Origin of the sequence: Moritella sp. JT01, from assembly GCF_001574435.1 — a bacterium.
Lineage (GTDB): Bacteria > Pseudomonadota > Gammaproteobacteria > Enterobacterales > Moritellaceae > Moritella.
Genome location: NZ_LOCN01000027.1, coordinates 1 through 21,722, shown reverse-complemented (window position 1 = coordinate 21,722; position 21,722 = coordinate 1). Strand labels below are relative to the sequence as shown.

Annotated in this window: 18 protein-coding genes and 5 tRNA genes; 18 read left to right on the top strand and 5 right to left on the bottom strand. The window is 40.1% G+C overall.

From position 1 onward, the window contains the following. Nucleotides 1–7: 7 nt before the first annotated feature. The gene (locus AKG98_RS18405) at nucleotides 8–1,840 is read right to left on the bottom strand and encodes a response regulator (RefSeq protein WP_067049372.1); all 1,833 of its coding nucleotides are present in this window, start codon (nucleotides 1,838–1,840) and stop codon (nucleotides 8–10) included. Beyond that, nucleotides 1,837–2,736 (bottom strand): PhnD/SsuA/transferrin family substrate-binding protein, encoded by a 900-nt coding sequence (locus AKG98_RS18400; RefSeq protein ID WP_228140357.1) that lies wholly within the window; start codon nucleotides 2,734–2,736, stop codon nucleotides 1,837–1,839. The genes AKG98_RS18405 and AKG98_RS18400 overlap by 4 nt, the downstream gene beginning before the upstream one ends. 455 nt (nucleotides 2,737–3,191) lie before the next feature. Between AKG98_RS18400 and fabB the strand changes: the two genes are divergently transcribed. From fabB to purF, 10 genes are all read left to right on the top strand, one after another. Continuing rightward, a complete protein-coding gene (gene fabB, locus AKG98_RS18395; RefSeq protein WP_067049369.1) occupies nucleotides 3,192–4,409 on the top strand; it encodes a beta-ketoacyl-ACP synthase I in 1,218 nt (405 codons plus the stop codon). A 161-nt stretch (nucleotides 4,410–4,570) separates the two neighbouring features. Continuing rightward, a complete protein-coding gene (locus AKG98_RS18390; RefSeq protein WP_067049366.1) occupies nucleotides 4,571–5,689 on the top strand; it encodes a 4-phosphoerythronate dehydrogenase in 1,119 nt (372 codons plus the stop codon). A 17-nt stretch (nucleotides 5,690–5,706) separates the two neighbouring features. Next, complete coding sequence (locus AKG98_RS18385) at nucleotides 5,707–6,723, top strand: aspartate-semialdehyde dehydrogenase (protein ID WP_067049363.1); 1,017 nt, start codon at nucleotides 5,707–5,709, stop codon at nucleotides 6,721–6,723. Between the two features lie 253 nt (nucleotides 6,724–6,976). Then, the gene (locus tag AKG98_RS18380) at nucleotides 6,977–9,172 is read left to right on the top strand and encodes a FimV/HubP family polar landmark protein (protein WP_067049360.1); all 2,196 of its coding nucleotides are present in this window, start codon (nucleotides 6,977–6,979) and stop codon (nucleotides 9,170–9,172) included. 185 nt (nucleotides 9,173–9,357) lie between these two features. Continuing rightward, nucleotides 9,358–10,149, top strand: coding sequence for a tRNA pseudouridine(38-40) synthase TruA (truA, locus tag AKG98_RS18375; protein ID WP_067049357.1), 792 nt, complete (start codon nucleotides 9,358–9,360; stop codon nucleotides 10,147–10,149). Between the two features lie 346 nt (nucleotides 10,150–10,495). Further along, a complete protein-coding gene (accD, locus tag AKG98_RS18370; protein ID WP_067049354.1) occupies nucleotides 10,496–11,452 on the top strand; it encodes an acetyl-CoA carboxylase, carboxyltransferase subunit beta in 957 nt (318 codons plus the stop codon). A 23-nt stretch (nucleotides 11,453–11,475) separates the two neighbouring features. Beyond that, nucleotides 11,476–12,801 (top strand): bifunctional tetrahydrofolate synthase/dihydrofolate synthase, encoded by a 1,326-nt coding sequence (gene folC / locus AKG98_RS18365; RefSeq protein WP_067049351.1) that lies wholly within the window; start codon nucleotides 11,476–11,478, stop codon nucleotides 12,799–12,801. 6 nt (nucleotides 12,802–12,807) lie between these two features. Beyond that, nucleotides 12,808–13,398 (top strand): SPOR domain-containing protein, encoded by a 591-nt coding sequence (locus AKG98_RS18360; RefSeq protein WP_067049346.1) that lies wholly within the window; start codon nucleotides 12,808–12,810, stop codon nucleotides 13,396–13,398. A 103-nt stretch (nucleotides 13,399–13,501) separates the two neighbouring features. Then, entirely contained in the window at nucleotides 13,502–14,011 is a 510-nt protein-coding gene (locus AKG98_RS18355) for a CvpA family protein (protein WP_067049340.1), read from the top strand. A 59-nt stretch (nucleotides 14,012–14,070) separates the two neighbouring features. Then, nucleotides 14,071–15,585, top strand: coding sequence for an amidophosphoribosyltransferase (gene purF / locus AKG98_RS18350; protein WP_067049338.1), 1,515 nt, complete (start codon nucleotides 14,071–14,073; stop codon nucleotides 15,583–15,585). Between the two features lie 95 nt (nucleotides 15,586–15,680). Here purF and lpxH read toward each other — a convergent pair whose 3' ends face one another. Together lpxH and AKG98_RS18340 are read right to left on the bottom strand one after the other, a co-directional pair. After that, the gene (gene lpxH / locus AKG98_RS18345; RefSeq protein WP_067049336.1) at nucleotides 15,681–16,418 is read right to left on the bottom strand and encodes a UDP-2,3-diacylglucosamine diphosphatase; all 738 of its coding nucleotides are present in this window, start codon (nucleotides 16,416–16,418) and stop codon (nucleotides 15,681–15,683) included. Between the two features lie 75 nt (nucleotides 16,419–16,493). After that, nucleotides 16,494–16,991 (bottom strand): peptidylprolyl isomerase, encoded by a 498-nt coding sequence (locus tag AKG98_RS18340; protein WP_067049334.1) that lies wholly within the window; start codon nucleotides 16,989–16,991, stop codon nucleotides 16,494–16,496. 249 nt (nucleotides 16,992–17,240) lie between these two features. Between AKG98_RS18340 and cysS the strand changes: the two genes are divergently transcribed. Both cysS and AKG98_RS18330 read left to right on the top strand, forming a co-directional pair. Next, on the top strand, nucleotides 17,241–18,632 hold the full coding sequence (cysS, locus tag AKG98_RS18335) for a cysteine--tRNA ligase (protein ID WP_067049333.1): 1,392 nt from the start codon (nucleotides 17,241–17,243) through the stop codon (nucleotides 18,630–18,632). Nucleotides 18,633–18,778: 146 nt separating this feature from the next. Next, nucleotides 18,779–19,252, top strand: a complete 474-nt coding sequence (locus tag AKG98_RS18330) for an FKBP-type peptidyl-prolyl cis-trans isomerase (RefSeq protein WP_067049332.1) — start codon at nucleotides 18,779–18,781, stop codon at nucleotides 19,250–19,252. 107 nt (nucleotides 19,253–19,359) lie between these two features. Here AKG98_RS18330 and folD read toward each other — a convergent pair whose 3' ends face one another. After that, nucleotides 19,360–20,217 (bottom strand): bifunctional methylenetetrahydrofolate dehydrogenase/methenyltetrahydrofolate cyclohydrolase FolD, encoded by an 858-nt coding sequence (gene folD / locus AKG98_RS18325; RefSeq protein WP_067049331.1) that lies wholly within the window; start codon nucleotides 20,215–20,217, stop codon nucleotides 19,360–19,362. Nucleotides 20,218–20,373: 156 nt separating this feature from the next. Here folD and AKG98_RS18320 point away from each other — a divergent pair, with 156 nt between their 5' ends. The 6 genes from AKG98_RS18320 to AKG98_RS18295 all read left to right on the top strand — a co-directional run bounded on the left by AKG98_RS18320 (nucleotide 20,374) and on the right by AKG98_RS18295 (nucleotide 21,722). Next, on the top strand, nucleotides 20,374–20,967 hold the full coding sequence (locus tag AKG98_RS18320) for an NUDIX domain-containing protein (RefSeq protein ID WP_067049328.1): 594 nt from the start codon (nucleotides 20,374–20,376) through the stop codon (nucleotides 20,965–20,967). Nucleotides 20,968–21,198: 231 nt separating this feature from the next. Next, nucleotides 21,199–21,275: transfer RNA gene (locus AKG98_RS18315), tRNA-Pro, on the top strand. A gap of 1 nt (nucleotide 21,276) precedes the next feature. Beyond that, nucleotides 21,277–21,353: transfer RNA gene (locus AKG98_RS18310), tRNA-Arg, on the top strand. 48 nt (nucleotides 21,354–21,401) lie between these two features. Then, nucleotides 21,402–21,477: transfer RNA gene (locus tag AKG98_RS18305), tRNA-His, on the top strand. Between the two features lie 79 nt (nucleotides 21,478–21,556). Continuing rightward, nucleotides 21,557–21,641 (top strand) — tRNA-Leu (locus tag AKG98_RS18300). A gap of 4 nt (nucleotides 21,642–21,645) precedes the next feature. Further along, a tRNA-Pro gene (locus AKG98_RS18295) sits at nucleotides 21,646–21,722 on the top strand.

The window sequence follows — 21,722 nt, the reverse complement described above, 5'->3', positions numbered from 1 at the left end:
CTAATATTCAATTTAACCAATGTCGGATTTTTTTCATTAACTGGTCTTCTCGCGCCGGTTTCATTAAAAAATCATTCATACCGGCTGCAAGGGTATTCTCTCGGTCCTCAGTCGTTGCGTTTGCAGTCATTGCTATAATCGGTGTGTTTGTATTTATATTAGAGGCTTGACGTATTCCTTTTGTTGCGTCAAACCCATCCATTTCGGGCATTTGTAAATCCATTAATATTAACTCATAGCGTTGCTTCTCGCAGGCTTCAATTGCAAGTAGACCATTACTTGCTACATCCACAGTATAACCCGCACGTTGTAAAATAGTCTTGGTAATAAATTGATTTGCCTTATTGTCCTCAACGAGAAGCAAGTGAGTAGGGGTGCCTTTTGTGACGGCTGGTGCTTGAGGCATCGGTTGTTCAGTGACTGGCTCCGCCGTATTTTCTAGCTTTAGTTTAATTGTGAATTCACTGCCTTGATTTAATTGGCTGGTGACAGTGATGCTTCCTTTCATTAACGTAATGAGTTGTTTTGAGATAGCAAGCCCTAATCCCGAACCACCATATTCACGTGAAAAAGAGCTATCAGATTGTACGAAGTCATCAAAAATATGCTTTAGTTGATGCTCTGAGATACCAATCCCGTTATCTTTGACTGTGAAACAAAGCTGTGTGTGGTTAGCCTGTTGTATTGCTTCCATCATCACATTGACCTGGCCTTGTTGCGTGAACTTAATCGCATTATTGGTTAAGTTGATGAGTATTTGCGCTAGCCTATTATCATCACCGAGTACCCATAACGGCTTTTCTGTATTACAGGTATGATTAAGTGTGATCTCTTTCTTCTGTGCTAATGGTTCAAGAACACTTGTTACATTTTGTACTATTTCTTGAATATTAAAAGCGCGATGTTCAAGTTGTAGTTTTCCGGCTTCGATTTTTGACATATCGAGGATGTTGTTTAATAAGCCAAGTAATATATTGGCAGATTTTAGGCTAGTATCGATAAAGTGTTGTTGTTCTGCACTCATTTCACTCTTATTTAATAACGACAATGCGCCTAAAATGGCATGCATTGGGTTTCTTATTTCATGGCTCATGGTGGCGAGAAAGGTTGATTTTGTCGTGTTAGCATTAATGGCCTGTTCTTTTGCTATTTGTAACTGCTGCTCACGTTGTGTTTGCTTATGAGTAAACTCCTGAATAAGGTCGACAGACTCATTTAAACGGTCTAACTCATTCGTTGATACTAGCGTGATCTGTTCACCTGTTTGATGGAATTGAGATAGCTGTAATAATCGATTGTTAATGTTTGTTATTGGTTTTAATACTGAAGAATGCAGTAATAACGAAATCGCCAGCGCTAAGCATAATAATATTAACGCAATGAGCAGACGAATTAAGTTTACGTGCTCTGTTATATCCTGTTGTAAGCTAGCTGTACTGACTGCCATTTGCATATAGCCAAACGTTTCACCACCAAAAGCAACTGGCTGTTGAAATACTTGGTGTTGTAAACTAGCTTCTGGTGGTAACGTTCCCCAAGTGACTAATACAGTATGCAGTTCATTATAAATGGCAAAGAATTCTACATCAGGGTAGTTTGATGATATCTGTAACATGATAGTTTCAAGTAGCGGGATATCTTCAGTGATCAGGCTATCAATGGTTGTTGCGGATAAAATATTAAATGTTTGTTGTATTTGTGTGGTTAAATTATTGGTGAGATAGTTATATTCAAAACGCCTGGCTAATTCTCCAGCGGCTAAACTTGTGATAAGGGTTATGCACAATGTGGCGACAAGGATCTTGGACCAGAGTGGTAAATGCTTAATCAGTTGGGTCATTTAATTGATCTTGTTTCAAAAAAACGTTTATCTCTCATCGATTGGCGAATAATGTCATAGTCACTGTCATCACCTAATAGAAATCCATTTTTACTCAATGAATTTTTATATAATGCGTTTGACTCATTACTGGCGATTAACAATGTAGATAAAGCTTGCGCTATTTCATCATTTAATCCTGCCCTTGCAACCCAAGGTTTAGTCACATTCGGAAACCTTGCTATTTCACGTAATAATACGCCTTTACTGCGTAGCTTTTTAAATGTGCCTTCTTTTAATGCGCCTGCATCATATCGGCCTGCCGCAACCGATGCTCCAACAGCATCATGTCTATCTAAGTAGTCAAACTTGGCCAAATCTGTCGCGTATATATGATGGTCTGCAAGGAAACTTTGTGAAAGATAACGACCAATTGTGGATTGCTCGGACCCAAATGCAAATCGTTTACCGACTAATTGCTCCGGTTTTGTTATTGGACTATCTGTTTGAACGGCAATAATCCCATAGAATAACTTTTTGCCTTTTTTGGCTTCGATAGCAAGTAGTTGTAAATTGGCATTGGCATTTTTAGCGGTTATATATGACGCTGGACCTAAGCGAGAAAAATCAACTTTACCAGTGGTAAGTGCATGTACCCCATCATTATAGTTACTGGAAATGTGCATTTTTATATGGACAGGTTGTTTTAACTTATGTGTCATTTGCGCTTCGAGCGTATTAATAAAAGGGCGGAATTTACTGACCATAGTTGTCGGTTTATCCGAGGTATATAGACCAAAGATCAGATTGATTTCAGCTCGGCAGGAAAAACTCAATAGCATGATAAGAAAGAATACTAATGAGTGAAAAAATATGGATGAAACACCTTGTAAATTAGCACATGGTGGCTTTGTCATATTCTATTCCTTAGATATTATCTATTAAATTGATGTTATAGATGTCACAAAAGTGATGATAAAAAATGATTACTATTAATGATTGTTTACACTGACTTAAATTGCCAACTTTGTATTTCATCCGAACTGCAGCGCGACGGTCATGGTTGTTTTAGCAGCAAAAGTAACAACAATCGCAGATGATTTGATCACAAGCAATTTTTAGGCGGTGACAATCATAGATAGCAATGGGATACTGGGTGTTAACGCTTTACTATAATGAAGGTAGGTAGGACTGAGGCTCTAACTGGGCGTCTAGTAGATTAAGGCTGATTTTTTTAAAATATAAAAATAATGGGTCCATAGGCCCAAAATTAATAAAACGGTCATAATTTTATCTGATTATAGGGAAAGCAGACCAGATGACGTTAAAAAATAAGTAAGAATAACGTAATAATTTTATATTAGGGAATATCATGAAAAGAGCGGTTATAACAGGTATAGGTATTGTATCAAGTATCGGTAACAACAAAGCAGAAGTATGTGAGTCACTGAAAGCAGGTAACAGCGGTATTGAATTTTCACCACAATTTGCTGAACAAAACTTACGTAGCCAAGTCTGCGGAACTGTTAATCTTGATCCTAAGGAAATCATTGATCGTAAAGCAATGCGTTTCATGGGTGATGCAGCCGCTTTCAGCTATATTGCAATGCAAGAAGCGATTGATGATTCAGGTTTAACAGAAGAGCAAGTATCTAACGTACGTACTGGCCTTATTGCAGGTTCAGGTGGTGCATCATCAAAGAACGTTGTTGATTCTGTTGATATAGCTCGTAATAAAAGTGTGAAACGTGTCGGTCCATACATGGTGACTCGTACTATGTCGAGCACGATCTCTGCCTGTCTTGCTACACCATTTAAAATTAAAGGCCCAAGCTACTCTATTACTTCTGCATGCGCAACAAGTGCGCATTGTATTGGCCATGCAGTAGAGCAAATCCAGTTGGGTAAACAAGACGTAGTATTCGCTGGCGGCGGTGAAGAAATTGATTGGACTTTAGCATTAGAGTTCGATGCAATGGGCGCGTTATCAACGAAGTATAACGAAACACCACAACAAGCATCTCGTACATATGACGCAAACCGCGATGGTTTCGTTATCTCTGGTGGTGGTGGTATGGTTGTTGTTGAAGAACTTGAGCATGCACTTGCTCGTGGCGCAACTATCTATGCTGAAATTACCGGTTACGGTGCAACATCAGACGGCTATGATATGGTAGCGCCATCGGGTGAGGGTGCTATTCGTTGTATGAAACAAGCACTAGAAACAGTAGACGGTGAAATTGATTACCTAAATACACACGGTACATCGACACCTGTAGGCGATACAAAAGAACTTGAAGCTATTCAAGCTGTATTTGGTCATAAGTCACCAAAAATCAGTGCGACAAAATCTCTGACTGGCCATGCATTAGGCGCGGCTGGTGTACATGAAGCGATTTATTCATTGATCATGATGGAAAATAGCTTTATCGCAGCAAGTGCAAACATTCAAGATCTTGATGAAAAAGCTGATGGTCTAGATATCGTTTCAGGTCAGGCAATTGATGCAGAACTTACTCACGTAATGTCGAACAGCTTTGGTTTCGGCGGTACGAATGCGACGCTAGTATTTAGTAAGTTTACTAAATAATTGTGCATTAAAGCGCTTAAATAAAAACGTTTAAATGACGGTTCATACTACCGTGATGAAGACAATGTAAGCTCATTTATCAGATTATTGATAAATGGGCTTTTTTTTTATCTTCACAACGCGCAAAATAACCCTAGTCGTATTATTAAGGGAATACTTAAATGAAGATCGTAGTTGATGAAAATATGCCTTATGCAACCGAATTGTTTTCTCAGTTTGGTGAAGTAGTTCCTTTATCTGGCCGTACAATTCAAGCTGAGGATTTACACGATGTAGATGCCTTGATGGTACGTTCTGTCACGCAAGTTAACGACGAGTTACTTGCTCAAGCTAATAGATTAACGTTTGTGGGAACTGCAACGATTGGTATCGATCATTTAGATCAAGCATGCTTACAACAGCGAAAAATTAAATATACCAATGCGCCAGGTTGTAATGCGGTGTCCGTTGGCGATTATGTTTGTAGTGCATTATTAGTATTAGCGGAACAGCAAAGTTTCGTATTGGCGGATAAAAATATCGCCGTTATTGGTGTTGGAAATACCGGTTCGGAAACGGTCAGTAGACTAACAGCTTTAGGTGCAAAAGTGATGTTATGCGATCCTCCTCGCGTAGAGAAAGAAGGCTTAACGGGGTTTGTTAGTTTAGATCAAGCATTGCAAGCGGATATCATTTGTTTACACGTGCCATTAGTTAAAACTGGTAATTATCAAACCAAGCATCTATTAACAGCTGAATTACTGGCGGGTATAGCGCAAGACGCGATCCTTGTTAATAGCGGTCGTGGTGATGTGATTGATAATCAGGCGCTACTGGCATTAAAACAAGCCGGGCATGCGATGACATTGGTATTGGACGTGTGGGAAAACGAACCAACACCATTACTTGAGTTGATCCCTTATGTTGCTATTGCTACACCACATATTGCGGGGTATAGCTTAGAAGGAAAAGCGCGTGGTACGGAGATGATTTATCAGGCGTACGCACAATTTCTAGGGCAGCAAGCGGATCGTAGTATCAGTGATATCCTACCTGTGCCTGCGATCAGTCGCATTGATATTAACCAAAGCGCAGATCAAACATTCGCTAAAAATTTGGTTCATTTGGTATACGATGTTCGCCGAGATGACGCTATTTTTAGAAAAAACATAATGAGAGCGGGTAGTTTTGATGAAATGCGTAAAAATTACTTAGAAAGAAGAGAATTTTCCTCATTGAGGCTAGTAAATGAGTCACATTATGCGGTAGAGTCGTTGTATCAACTTGGGTTTGCCAAATAATTTTTTAGGAGTCGTTGATGAGTCAACTATATGATGTTGCAGTATTAGGAGCAACAGGTGCCGTAGGGCAAATGATGTTGGAAATCTTACAGGAACGTAAATTTCCAATCGGTAATATTTATCCATTAGCAAGTAGCCGTAGTGCTGGTGGTAAAATTACCTTTAATAATAAACAAGTTGAAGTATTAGATGTTGAAGAATTCGATTGGACACAAGTTCAAATCGGCTTATTCTCTGCTGGTGGTTCGGTATCAGAAAAATGGGCGCCAATCGCAGCTGATGCGGGTGTTGTTGTTATTGATAACACATCACATTTTCGTTATGACGACGATATTCCATTAGTTGTACCAGAAGTAAACCCAGAAGCAATTGCGCAATATACAAACCGTGGCATTATCGCGAATCCAAATTGCTCAACAATTCAAATGCTAGTTGCATTAAAACCTATTCATGATGCCGTGGGTATTTCACGTATTAATGTTGCAACTTACCAAGCCGTATCAGGTTCTGGTAAAAGCGCAATTGATGAACTAGCGGGTCAAACAGCAAGTTTATTAAATGCACGTGAAGTAGAAACTAAAGTATATCCAAAGCAGATCGCATTTAATGTGATCCCACAAATTGATGTGTTTACGGATAATGGCTACACCAAAGAAGAAATGAAAATGGTGTGGGAAACGCAAAAGATTTTTGCTGACGACAGTATTATGGTTAATCCAACTGCGGTACGTGTACCGGTATTCTATGGACACTCAGAAGCGATCCATTTAGAAACTCGTTCACCTATCAGTGCGGAAGAAGTTCGTTCACTCATGCGTCATGCGCCAGGTGTTAAACTGATTGAGAATGAAGAAGACTATCCAACACCTGTGTCTGACTCTGCGGGTCATGATGACGTGTTTGTTGGTCGTATCCGTGAAGATATCTCACACGCAAGTGGTATTAATATGTGGGTTGTTGGCGATAACATCCGTAAGGGTGCAGCAACAAACAGTGTACAAATTGCAGAAGTATTAATTCGCGATTACCTGTAAGAGTAAATTTTAGCCCTTGGCGATGAATTTATTTAAATTGCATATTTAGCACCCAATATTGGGTGCTATTTTTTTATTTGTATTTTATTTTTCTGATTCGTATCATAGTTTCTATTCACAAATTTTTTTTATTGAAATTAACCATTAGAATAGTTAAGTAGAAGATACCAGTGAATTCATGTGTATACTGGGATTTTGGATATGTTATATTAATTTTAAGTGTGTTGGTGTTGTTTCATAGTAAGGGTTAACAATGATATCGGGTTTATCGAAGTTAAAATGGGTTGTTTTATTTCTGCTGATTCCTATGGCGGGTATTGCTGCGAATTCAAATGGATTTGTTCTTCAATTAAAAGGCCCTGAAGTGTATACCCCTTCTTCGCCTAATAATTACGGACCAATTGTGAAGGCTGATACGTTATGGTCAGTTGCAACCGCTACGAGACCAGATAGTCGCTTAAGTTTATACAAAACGATGGCCGCTATTCTTGCGCTTAACCCCCATGCATTTTTAGGTGGTGACATCAATAAAATGATTGATGGTAGTTTTCTTAAGATCCCCAGTGCCGCTGAGATACAAGCAACAGACGGTTCAGCCCTAAAAAATGCGCTCACGAAAAAATCAGGTACTAAAAAGAAATCAACCCCATCGATCAATACTGCTAAACCAAGCGCGAAGGTGATTGTTAAAAATAAAATCGAACGTGATAAATTTGCTTTATTACAAGGTGAGCTAACAGAAAGTAACGAACATCTTTTATTATCAAGTGAAACTAATCGTCGCCTTAAATTACAGCTAGAAAGTATTCGTATGGAATTAGCGGAACTTAAAGAGCAAATGGCGATTGATAATACGTTGAAAGCGGATTTAAAAGCATTAATCGAACAGCAAAATGCACGGATTGCTGAACAGAACGTTATAATTGAGTCCGCGAAAAAGAAAGCGGTGATGGAAGCTGAAAGCTATAACAATTGGTGGTTAATTGGTGGCGTTTCTGGTGTATTTTCATTACTGTTTTTAGTTTGGTTAGGGCTATGGTTAAAAAATAGAAATGATCAGAAAAATAATATTGAAGATAGCGTGATGTTTGATGCGGATAATACTGTTGATGAACTCAGTGATTATCTTAACGCTGAAAGCTTTGCACCTGATGGTGCTATGTCTATGCCTGAAGAGGTTAAAGCTCCCGCAGGAAAGCCTGCTGATAAGATAAATACATTTGCAGCGCCCAACTTAGAAGAGCCTGATTTTAATTTACAGCTTGACGCGGAAGATACTGTATTTTTAGATGAACCTAATGACTTACCGATGGACTCTATTATTACTAAACCCGCAGCGCCTATTATGCCGGAAATTATAGATAAAGCGCCTGTCATACCAGAGTTAAATGATAATGATTTTAGTGATATTGACTTAACATTAGATGATGAAAGCACAAGCTTTGAAAATGATAGTGTGACACCTGATTTAAGCTGGCGTGAAGAATTAGACGAACCTAACTTGATCCCAGACGATCCGACAAATAATAAAAATACATTAGATGCTGATTTAGCTGAAGTCGATTCAATGTTAGAACAGTTTAAGCTCAGTAATTCACAGGCTCCTGGTGCTCCAACTTCTGAAGCCGTTACAGAATCATTGCCAGTAGTAAATGATGAATTTGTGAATATGGACGATATTGACAGTATCTTAGCTGAAGCTGAATTAGAAGCGATAGCGCAAGCGGATGACGTTGTGCTAAGTAACGTATCGGATGTTCCAGATGCGAACCAAGTTGTTGATATGGACGATATTGATAGCCTCTTAGCGGAAGCTGGTTTAGATGATATTGCTCAAGCTGAAGTTGACCATATTGCACCGAAAATAGAGAGTCAGCAAGTTGTTGATATGGACGATATCGATAGTCTTTTAGCGGAAGCTGGCGTTGAGGTCAATTTACCACAAGCCCACGGCCAGACGGTTGATGAAATGTTAGCTGAACTTGATGGGACGGTGAGTGAAGCCCCTGAAGCCATAAAAAAACCTGATAATGCTGATGAACCGTTAGATGATATTGAAGCTATGTTGGCAGAGTTCAGTCCGAATGCATTTAGTGCCGCGCCAAGCGAACAGCCTCCGATTGATGTTGCAGCAGCACAAGCAGAAGAGTTTATTGATATCGATAAATTGTTAAATGAAGCATCGCAACAGCCCGCTAATATCGAAGACGAACCTTATGATAAAGTAAAATTAGATGTCGGCCTTGATGAATACAGTAATAGCTTATTTGATAATAACGCTATTGATATTGATGATGAGAATAACCGCTTTGGTGCGCAATTAGATCTTGCGCGTGCTTATCTTGAAATTGAAGATAAAGATGGCGCTAAATCTATTCTAGAGCCATTGGCGGGTGCTGGTGATGCGGTGCAGCAAGCTGAAGTGAATAAGCTTTTGAGTCGATTATGATTCTTTACCAACAGTCAGTAATGTAAAATATTAGTGGGATTATCGAACTTTAGCTACTTTCAACTTGTAAGCTGAAGCGGTATAATTGAGCGATATAATTATTATGTAATAATTAGTAAAGCGGTGGCGAAAGTCACCGCTTTTTGTTTTTTTAAAATTAATGAAAGTCTAAAGTTGGAAGATAAATGCGAATTGCACTCGGTATAGAATATGACGGTAGTAAATATTACGGCTGGCAGCGTCAAAAAGACGTAATTAGTGTACAACAAAAGCTGGAAGAGGCCTTATCTCGTGTTGCCAATCATCCTGTGATCGTACATTGTGCGGGACGTACTGATTCTGGTGTTCATGGTACCGGTCAAGTTGTTCATTTCGATACCGACGCTGTGCGCCAAGACGTTGCTTGGACATTGGGTGTTAATGCTAATTTACCTGATGATATTGCAGTGCGTTGGGCACAAGAAGTGGATGAAGAATTCCATGCCCGTTTTAGCGCTACAGCTCGACGTTATCGTTATATTATCTTTAACAGTCAATTGCGCCCTGCAATTTTGAGTTCTGGTGTGAGCCACTACTATGGTGACATTAATGCTGATTTGATGCATGAAGCGGCACAGCAACTTGTTGGCGAACATGATTTTACCACTTTCCGTGCGAAACATTGTCAGGCCAAAAGCCCAATTAAAACTATGCACCACATTAAAGTGATACGTCAAAATATGTACATTATTATTGATGTGAAAGCCAACGCATTTTTACACCATATGGTCAGAAACCTCGCGGGCTCGTTAATGGAAGTAGGTAAAGGTAATAAGCCCGTATCTTGGATTGCTGAGTTATTAGCCGGAAAAGACCGTTCAGTTGCTGCGGCAACAAGTAAAGCAGCAGGCTTGTACATGGTCGAAGTTGACTACCCAAGTCAGTTTAGACTACCACGACCGGCAGTGGGTCCGTTGTTTTTACCCGAGCAGTTTTAACTGATTGCTTTAATTGAAATAAAAGAGATTATCCTGTGAACTTTCAAGCATCGCCAGCATCAAAAAAAAAGCGTTATACATGGCTGGTATTCATTGCGATTTATCATTTTTTATTGATTTTTGATGGTAAGTCACAAGGGTATGACCAGTTTTAGATAAACTTATTGGATAATCTGTGATTTAATTGTGTTACACGATAAATGTGGAGTATTGTTAAGTTCGACAGATATCGACTTAACGCATTAATTTTTGTTAATTGGTTTTGAATTTTTGTGTCATGATCGTATTAACAACGCATTTAACATCTTATACTTCAATTAATTAGAACAAATTATAAGTAGGGTTCATGAGCTGGATTGAAAAAATACTACCAAAAAGCAAGAGCGCAACAGCGCGTCGTAATATTCCTGAAGGAGTGTGGACTAAGTGTACCTCTTGTGATCAGGTTTTATATCATGCAGAACTTGAGCGTAATTTAGGCGTTTGCCCTAAGTGTGATCACCATATGCGTGTGAATGCACGTGAACGTCTCAATAAATTACTTGATAAAGATGGCCGCATTGAAATTGGTGCAGAATTCGAACCAAGTGATAAATTAAAATTCCGCGATACCAAAAAATATAAAGATCGTTTATCTAACGCGCAAAAAACAACAGGCGAAAAAGATGCGTTGGTCGTGGAAAAAGGGACGATTAAAGGTATTCCTGTTGCCGTTTGTGCATTTGAATTCTCATTTATGGGTGGTTCAATGGCAACCGTTGTTGGTGCTCGTTTTGTTGCTGCAGTTAATGAATGTATGGCTGAGAACCGTGCGTTAATTTGTTTTTCTGCAAGTGGCGGTGCACGTATGCAGGAGGCATTATTCTCATTAATGCAAATGGCGAAGACGAGTGCGGCGTTAGCGAAGCTATCAGCAAAAGGTTTACCTTACATTTCTGTGCTGACTGACCCTACAATGGGTGGTGTGTCTGCAAGTTTGGCTATGCTAGGTGATGTTAACATTGCTGAGCCAAAAGCGTTGATTGGTTTTGCTGGTCCACGTGTTATTGAGCAAACAGTACGTGAGAAGTTACCCGAAGGTTTCCAACGTAGTGAATTCTTGTTAGAGAAAGGTGCGATCGATATGATTGTTGATCGTCGCCAAATGCGTGATAAACTTGCAGGCCTATTAGCGAAGATGATGAACTTGGAAACGTCTGATAACATTGCGACTGCATCAGCAAGTACAGAAACAACGCCAGTCGTTGTACCTGCAGCGGATGAAGTTAAGACTCCAAGTGAGGCTCAAAGCATTAACGAGTAAACACTAACGAGTAAATATTGCCAATGTTGAACAATATTAATAAAAGCCAGTCTCTTGCAGACTGGCTTTGCTATTTAGAAAGTATTCATCCTGTTAATATTGAAATGGGATTAGGCCGCATAGGACGCGTTGCTGCTGATTTAGCATTAACGACATTTGATGCCAAAGTAATTACAGTTGCAGGCACAAATGGTAAGGGCTCTACCTGCGCATTTTTAGAACGAATTCTCCTTGATGCTGGTTACAATGTTGGCGTCACCAGTTCTCCCCATATTCAAGATTACCGAGAGCGTGTTCGCGTTAACGGTGAGATGCTCAGCGCACAAGCGCATGCTGATTCATTTGCCTTTATTGAAGCAGGGCGCGGTGATACCACATTAACTTATTTTGAATTTACGACATTATCCGCATTGAAATTATTTCAAGATGCAACATTAGATGTGGTGATCCTTGAAGTTGGATTAGGTGGCCGTTTAGATGCTTCAAATATTGTTTCTGCTGATGTTGCGGTTGTCACTACGATTGATATTGATCATGCTGATTGGCTTGGTACAGATAAAGCCGTTATTGCACGTGAAAAATCGGGTATTTTCCGTGCTAATAAAAAAGCCATTTGTGGTGTGATTAATCCGCCACCTACCATTGCTGAGTATGCTAACGAAGTCGGTGCTGAACTGATTGCTGTTAATCGTGACTATTACTATACGCAGCATGCTGAAAGTTGGGATTGGCAAGCGAGTTCAGCAGAACAACAAGCTAATATTGGATCTGTGTTTTCTGATCTGGCTATTCCCCAGTTACCTTTGCAAAATGCCGCTACGGCCATTGCCGCAATTCAAGCGTTAGGATTGGCTGTACCTGAATCTGCCATTCGCAGTGGTGTTGCGAATGCTAGGTTACCAGGTCGTATGCAACGATTAGGTACCTCGCCACAACAATTCTTGGATGTTGCACATAATCCTGAGTCCGCGGGTTACCTCGCAACACAACTCGCACGTTTAAAGCAGCAGGCTCATTCGCCAGTTAAGATTATTGCTGTTGTTGGCATGCTCAAAGATAAAGATATTGCAGCAAGTTTGGCGGCTTTAACGGGCGTTGTAGATTGTTGGCACCTTGCTGCATTACAGGGCGAGCGCGCAGCATCTTGTCAGCAAATCGAGCAGGGATTAGTAGATGCGATGCAACAGAGCGGGAAAAGCCGTGATAGCCTTAGCCAGCAGCCTATGAGTCATGATACAATAGCGCAAGCTTGGCAATCAGTAAATCAAAGTGCTGATTGTAATGACATTATTATTGGTTTCGGCTCGTTTTTCACGGTAGCGGAAATTATCCAACATATAAGTGGTTAAATAAACGTGGCATCGACATTTCAACATCGTTTAGTCGGCACTATTATTCTAGTGGCGATTGGTATCATCTTTTTACCTGACTTACTAGATGGTCAGAAGGTCACGTATCGTGAGAATGCAGCGAGCATCCCTTTGCGTCCTGCGTTAGTTGAACTTGCTGAGCCCGTTAACTTTGATTCATTCGATAATGAAGTGGCCGAATTACTCATTGAACCCGCCCCCACAATTAATTTAACGGCGGCTAAAAAAGTGGAACCGGCAGTATACACACCTAAACCTATTATTAAAGCACCGAAACTTATCCCATTAGCTAAGCCAGTCGAAACTGCAAAAGTAATACCGCCAGTCGGTAATAGTTGGAATATTCGTTTAGGTACCTTTAAGAATTCAGTCGCGGTTGATGATTTAGTTAAAAAAATTAGGAAAGCGGGTTTTGATGCTTATCGATTACCACGCTATAAACAGGCTGGTCAGTTAAATCGATTATATGTAGGGCCAAACGTAAATAAAAATGAGCTAAAACGTTTATTGCCAAAATTACAAAAAATCACCAGTTTGAAAGGTGTGATTGAGAAATTTGACCCTCGAGACAAGTAATTAAAAAGCCGACATTTATGTCGGTTTTTTTTGTTTATAACTATTATCAATCTCGTATTTAACTTGTTACAATGGCGCGAATTTCAAATGAGTGGAACAAAACATGGCATGGATTGATTACCTTATCTTAGGTATTGTTGGTTTATCTTCAGTGATAAGTTTAGTGCGTGGTTTTGTCAAGGAAGCGTTCTCTCTTTGCACTTGGTTTTGTGCCTTCTTTATATCTCGTTATTATTATCAAGATATTGCTGCCTACTTAGAAAATTTCGATGCATTTAGTGCTGCATTCAGCGAACAGTTAGTTAAAAATGGCGTTGCGATAGCGCTATTATTTATTTCGACCCTTATGTTAGGGGCTTTGCTAAATTACATACTTGGTCAGTTAGTAGATAAAACTGGTTTATCAGGTACGGATAGATTGCTCGGTGTATGCTTTGGTATTGCCCGAGGAGTATTAGTGGTGTGCGTGTTACTGTTATTTTTACAGTTATTCACCAGTTTTCCGGAAACGGCTTGGTGGCAGGCTTCGCCATTAATAGCTGAGTTAAAACCACTCATTAAATGGTTTTTTGAACATCAAGCTTCTGCATGGGACAACATGCAGGGTTTATGACAAGCGAAACGTTATAAATAGCATTTTATCGAAAGCACAGTAAACGAGGAATTTAGGTTATGTGTGGAATTGTTGGCATTGTTTCTACAACCCCTGTTAATCAGTCTATCTATGACGCATTAACAGTATTACAGCATCGTGGACAGGATGCTGCTGGGATTGTAACCTTAAGTGATGGAAACTTTAGGCAGCGCAAAGCAAATGGTTTAGTGAGCGATGTATTCGAAGCTAAACATATGCAGCGTTTGAAAGGTAATATTGGTATCGGTCATGTTCGATACCCTACGGCAGGAAGCTCGAGCGCCGCTGAGGCTCAACCTTTCTATGTTAACTCTCCGTTCGGTATTTCCCTTGCTCATAACGGAAATCTAACCAACGCCGCCGAATTAAAAGAAGATCAATTTCATAAAGCCCGTCGTCACATTAATACCACGTCTGATTCAGAAGTATTACTTAATGTTATGGCGCATGAATTAGATAAATGCCCAAGTTTACATTTGACTGCAGAAGATATTTTCACTGCAATTACAGCTGTACACAAGCAAGCACGCGGTGCTTATGCTGTGGTATCACTGATTATTAATCATGGTCTTGTTGCTTTCCGTGATCCTAACGGTATTCGCCCGCTAGTATTAGGTGTGAGAACTGAAGGTGAACGAAAAGAATATATGGTTGCTTCTGAATCTGTTGCGCTTGATGCAGTAGGTTTTAACTTTTTACGTGATATTGAACCAGGTGAAGCTGTTTATATTACTGACGAAGGTGAGCTATTTAGCGCGCACTGTGCTAAAGATGCAAAGCATAATCCATGTATCTTTGAATTTGTTTACTTTGCACGTCCAGACTCAACCATTGATAAGGTATCTGTTTACGAATCACGTCTTGCAATGGGCGAGAAACTCGGTCATAAAATTAAGCGTGAATGGGCTGATATTGACATCGATGTTGTGATTCCAATTCCTGAAACGTCATGTGATAGTGCGTTAGAAATTGCAAAAGTGCTGGAATTACCATACCGCCAAGGTTTTGTTAAAAACCGTTATATTGGTCGTACGTTCATCATGCCAGGACAAACTTTACGTCGTAAGTCTGTACGTCGTAAACTGAATGCAATTTCATCTGAGTTTATAGGTAAAAATGTACTATTAGTCGATGATTCTATTGTACGTGGCACAACATCAGAACAGATCATTGAAATGGCACGTGAAGCAGGCGCTAAAAATGTTTATTTAGCTTCAGCTGCACCAGAAGTACGCTATCCGAACGTTTACGGTATTGATATGCCTAGCACTGAAGAGCTAATCGCCCATGGTCGAAACGTCGATGAGATTGCAACGATGATCGGTGCAGATGCACTTATTTTCCAAGATTTAGATGATTTAATCGCTGCTGTTTCAAAGTGTAACCCTGAGATTAAAAAGTTCGAAACCTCAGTGTTTAGCGGTGAATACGTGACGGGTGATATTGATGCGGATTATTTACAGCGTCTTAACGATGTCCGTAGCGATGGTGCTAAAACAGTCAAAGAAAAAGAAGAAATTGCTAATTTAGAAATTCATAACGAAGGCGAATAAGCTTAGTGTGAGTTAAACAACTTAGTTCAGTGATTTAAAAAGGAGCGTAATGCTCCTTTTTTGATCTTTAATTCACAAAACCGATGTTATCTTTTTTACGCGTCTTTTAAAAATGCACGTTGCTGGAGGTCATATTGACCATCACGCCAAATAAGTACGCTGCCTTGATCAAACCAGTCTCCTAGTACGATCCGTTTTCCGAGCTTGTCTGCTGTCAATTGAACATCGTGAATATTCGGTTTGTGGGTATGACCATGAATTAATATCTGGCAGTTATATTCTTGCATTTTATCGACAACTTCAGATTCTGTTACATCCATGATTGTCATGCTTTTTTGTTGATTACCTTCTTGGCTATGGCCGCGTATTTTATCCGCAATCGCTTCACGTACAAAGATAGGTAAGCAGGTAAATAGTGTTTGGCGCCATGGGATATTAACGGCTGCACGAAATGCTTGGTATTTTTCATCTAGCGTACAGAAGGTATCGCCATGTGCAATGAGTATCTTTTGGCCGTCAAGATTAATCACTGTGTAATCCCCGAGGATTGTTATGCCTGTACGTTTAGCAAAACGCTTACTCACCAAGAAGTCACGATTACCTTTTACTAAGAAACATTTCACGCCACTGTCGGTTAACGCTTTAAGTCCATCTTGAACGCTGTCGTTAAGTGGATTACTAATGTCATCACCAGACCAGAATTCAAATAGGTCCCCTAAAATATAGAGAGCGTCAGCTTCGCGTGCTTCGGTCGTAAGAAAGTGTAAAAATAACTCGGTAACTTGCGGACGGCGCTCATCAAGGTGCAGATCTGAAATAAACAAAGTAGTCATGTGGTAGTTTCATCCTTGTCTGGAATAAAATACACTACCTAGGCAGTGTATTTATTTTAGAAACTGAGTGAGCAATTAAGCTTCTTCTACAGTTACTTTAGTAATGATGATGTCTTCTAGTGGTACATCACCGTGGCCAAGTTTGTTGCCTGTCGCTACTTTTTTGATTTTTTCAACGATGTCCATGCCTTCAACAACTTCAGCAAATACGCAGTAACCCCAACCTTGTGACGTCTTGCTTGTGAAGTCTAGGAAGTTGTTGTCTTTGATGTTGATGAAGAACTGCGAACTTGCTGAATGCGGATCAGAAGTACGTGCCATTGCTAATGTACCTAATTTATTCGACAGACCATTATCTGCTTCATTTTCGATACATGCATTTGAGCTTTTCTCTTCCATACCAGGAAGCATGCCGCCGCCTTGAACCATGAAACCATCGATTACACGGTGAAAGATAGTACCTTCGTAGAAGCCGCTTTTTGCGTACTCTAGGAAGTTAGCTGCTGTTTTTGGTGCACTTTCAAAGTTAAGTGCGATTTTGATATCACCGAAATCTGTATGTAGGGTTATCATCTTAATGATCCTTTAGTTAATTAACGGAGTAAATTCTATCCTAAAGGTCGACAATGGCAAAGCTTTTAGGGACAGAAGGGGTGGGAAGGGCTTATTTTTGTGCTTTCATTTGCCTGATTTATACACTTTTTTGGTTGTTCAGTTAAATTTCGACCTTTTATGCTGTTGCAAAGCTAGTAATCATTAATGCTAATGGTAAAATCAATCAATTATTTGCATTTTTACTGTTTGCGCAAGGATCACTATTCGATGCTGAAGATTTACAACACACTGACTCGCCAAAAAGAACAATTTAAACCTATCACTGAAGGTGAAATAGGTATGTACGTATGTGGTGTGACTATCTATGATTACTGTCATATTGGTCATGGTCGTACTTTTGTGGCGTTTGATACTGTGGTGCGTTACCTTCGCCATCGCGGTTATACGGTTAAGTTTATCCGTAATATTACGGATGTCGATGACAAGATCATTAAACGTGCAAACGAAAATGGTGAAACTTGCGATCAGTTAACAACGCGTTTTACCCAAGCCATGCATGAAGATTTTGATGCGCTGCACATGATTCGTCCTGATATCGAACCAACGGTAACGGGGCACATGCCTGATATCATCGAAATTATCGAAAAGTTAGTAGCTAAAGGTAATGCTTATGTTGCGAGCAGTGGCGATGTATTGTTTGAAGTGAAGACATTCGCTGACTACGGTAAATTAAGTGGTCAAGACTTGGATATGCTACAAGCTGGCGCTCGTGTTGAAGTTGAATTAGATAAGCGTAATCCAATGGATTTCGTATTATGGAAAATGGCTAAGCCGGGTGAACCAAGCTGGGTTTCTCCTTGGGGTGAAGGGCGTCCAGGTTGGCATATTGAATGTTCAGCAATGAATAATAAACTACTGGGTGAAGTATTTGATATTCATGGTGGTGGCTCTGATTTGATGTTCCCACATCACGAAAATGAAGTGGCACAATCATGCTGCGCACATAATGGTGAATACGTGAATACTTGGATGCATTCAGGTATGGTACAAATCGACAAAGTTAAGATGTCTAAATCATTAAATAACTTTTTCACTATCCGTGATGTATTAGAAAAATACGATGGCGAGTCTGTACGTTATTTCTTAATTTCTGGTCATTATCGCAGTCAGCTAAATTACTCAGAAGATAATTTAAAACAAGCGCGTGCAAGTTTAGAGCGTTTATATACGGCATTACGTGGTGTGACAGTTGCCGACGTTGATGGTGTTGCTCCTGGTTGTGAAGCGTACGTTGAAACGTTTAAAGCGGCAATGGATGATGACTTTAATACACCAGAAGCATTCCCAGTGTTGTTTGAACTGGCAAAAGAAATTAACCGTATTAAAGACACTGATGCGAAACGTGCAGGTGAATTAGCGGCACAGTTAGTTGCATTTGGTAATGTGCTTGGTCTACTGTCACAAGAACCAGAAGCCTTCTTGCAAGGTGATGTGGGTGAAGATGATGAAGTGGCTGAAATCGAAGCGCTTATTAAACAGCGTAACGATGCGCGTGCAAGCAAAGATTGGGGCATGGCGGATGATGCACGTGACAAATTGAACGCACTGGGTATTGTATTGGAAGATGGTGCTAACGGTACCACTTGGCGTCGTAAGTAAAGTTGGCGCCGTATATAATGTTGTGGTGTAGTAGATAAAAATTGAATTAACTTTAAATGCCGATGACTTAGTATTTTAATTTAGGCTTGAATCTAAGTTTAATTTAAGCCGTTATTGGCGTTTTGTTTACTAGATAGGGATTAATCATGTTTAAAATTATTTCAGTGATCATTGGTTGTGCGTTGATTTTTTTCCTTATGCAACGCATGGGGGGGAATAAAAAACAAGCCGCTGAAAATATAGAATTAGGTAAAGAGTTCTTAGCCGCGAATTTGGAAAAAGAAGGTGTCGAAGTAACTGCGTCGGGCCTACAATCGAAAATACTCACTAAAGGCACTGGCACTGAGCATCCAACGGGTCGTTCTAAAGTGACGGTTCATTATCACGGTACATTATTAGACGGCACTGTGTTTGATAGCTCAGTACAGCGCGGCGAGCCGATCACATTTGGTTTAAATCAAGTGATCCCGGGTTGGACCGAAGGTGTGCAATTAATGGTCGTAGGTGAGAAACGTCGCTTCTTTATCCCAAGTCGTTTAGCGTATGGCAACCGTGGCGCTGGTTCAATTCAAGCTGGTTCAACGCTGATATTTGAAGTAGAACTGTTAAGTTTCAAATAAATAGTTTAGCTTACAAAAAAGCCGCATAACCTAAAGGTGATGCGGCTTTTATTATTTATAATACGTGATGATTTATTACGTACTATTTGTAACTTATTGCTTATCGATTACTTTGAATGGTAATCACGGCAAGAGATTAGGGTATTTTCGATCAAGCTTGCAACTGTCATTGGACCAACACCACCTGGTACAGGGGTAATGAAAGAAGCATTTTCTTTTGCTACTTCAAAGCCAACATCACCAACAAGTTTGCCATTTTCTAAACGGTTAATACCAACATCGATCACCATTGCGCCTTTCTTGATCCATTCACCTGGAATAAAGTTAGGGCGACCAACTGCAACTACAACTAAATCGGCACGGCGTACATGCGCTTCTAAGTTTTTAGTGAAGCGGTGACATGTTGTTGTAGTACAACCTGCAAGTAATAATTCAAGCGTCATTGGACGACCAACAATATTCGACGCGCCAACTACAACAGCATCTAGACCATGTAGGTCAACACCTGTTGATTCAAGTAGCGTAATAATACCTTTTGGTGTGCAAGGACGTAATGCAGGGATACGTTGTGATAAACGACCTACGTTATAAGGATGAAAACCATCAACATCTTTGTCTGGGCGAATATGTTCCAACACAACAGTGGTATCAATATGCTCAGGTAAAGGCAGTTGCACTAATATTCCATCAATCGTGGTGTCTACATTTAACTCATCAATTAATGCTAATAAAACCTCTTGCGAGCTATCTCTTTCAAGATCGTAAGATTTAGAAACGAAGCCTACTTCTTCACAGGCACGACGTTTACTCCCAACATATACTTGTGATGCCGGATCGGCACCCACTAAAATCACAGCAAGACCCGGGGCGCGTAATCCTTGAGCAGTACGCGTAGCCACTTCTTCAGCAACATTCTTACGAACTTGCTGAGAAATATTTTTTCCATTAATGATTTGAGCAGTCATTGAGTTTTATTAATCTCTTGGTTAGAAAGTTGGGCTATTTTCGCACTAAAACACCAGTTTGTCAGCAATTGATATAGATAAATAATTATCTAATTGGAGTGACAAATAGCGCGTATTTGGTTATAAAGATGCTTTGAATTATTTAGGTAAGTAACAGTGAAACACCAAGAGCATATTATTTCCGTTTTTGCAGACGTAGCAGCACCCTCAACCCGTTTAATTGACAGTTCGACGGTTAATATCGAAAGTAAAGATGTTGTTATTATGCAGCGCGCACTGTTAGAAACAAATCCTAAATTTCGCCAGCTTATACCCTATGTGGTTGTAAAGCAGGGTGATAAATACTTAGCATACGAGCGTTCTGTATCGGGTGGTGAATCTCGCTTACATAACTTATTCAGTATTGGTATTGGTGGTCACGTTGATGCTGTTGATGCGGTTTATGATGCCAACGGTGTATTCCAACTAACAGATACGTTACGCACAGGTATGTATCGTGAACTACATGAAGAGCTTGGCCTAACAGAAAGCGACTTCTTAGGGATGACAACAATTGGTTATCTTTCTAAAGATGTAACCCCGGTTGATGAAGTGCATTTAGGTATTGTATTAGTTGCTGAGGTACATGCAGACCTTGTTGTTACGAGCAAAGAAGACGCGTTGAATCTAGCGGGTTTCTTAGCAGCGGATGAATTAGCTAAGCTAAATTTAGAGTCTTGGTCTGAAACTGTGGTTGCAGAGTTAGTATAAGCAGATTAGAACGTCGATAAGCAGGTTAATTGAGACCTGCTTTGTTATTGATTTGCGTTACTATTTAGTAAAAAGTCTGCAATTAGCACTCAAACCGAGCATATTGTTGTTATAATCTCGCTTGGTGTATAACTATTAGACAGTTGTTTCTTCACTTAGATAAACTATTTGACGAGAACAGAGCAACTCTGTACTATCCACCTCGTTGACAGACATTGTCTTCAACACTTTCGGTGATTAGCGCAGCTTGGTAGCGCACCTGGTTTGGGACCAGGGGGTCAGAGGTTCGAATCCTCTATCACCGACCACGACTCCTTAGCTCAGTTGGATAGAGCAACGGCCTTCTAAGCCGTAGGCCATAGGTTCGAATCCTATAGGGGTCACCATATTAAAATTGATTCGTTTACCAAAACGGGTTGATGTAAAAGTTTGTGGCGGTTGTAGCTCAGTTGGTAGAGCCCCGGATTGTGATTCCGGTTGTCGCGGGTTCAAATCCCGTCAGTCGCCCCATATTCGATAACGACGATATTCTTTTAGAATTAAGTTATCACCCTTGCTAGAGTTACCTGCTAGTAAGTTGAAAAATTGTGCGGAAGTGGCGGAATTGGTAGACGCGCTAGATTTAGGTTCTAGTATTGCAAAGTGTGAGAGTTCAAGTCTCTCCTTCCGCACCATGTTCGGTGATTAGCGCAGCTTGGTAGCGCACCTGGTTTGGGACCAGGGGGTCAGAGGTTCGAATCCTCTATCACCGACCA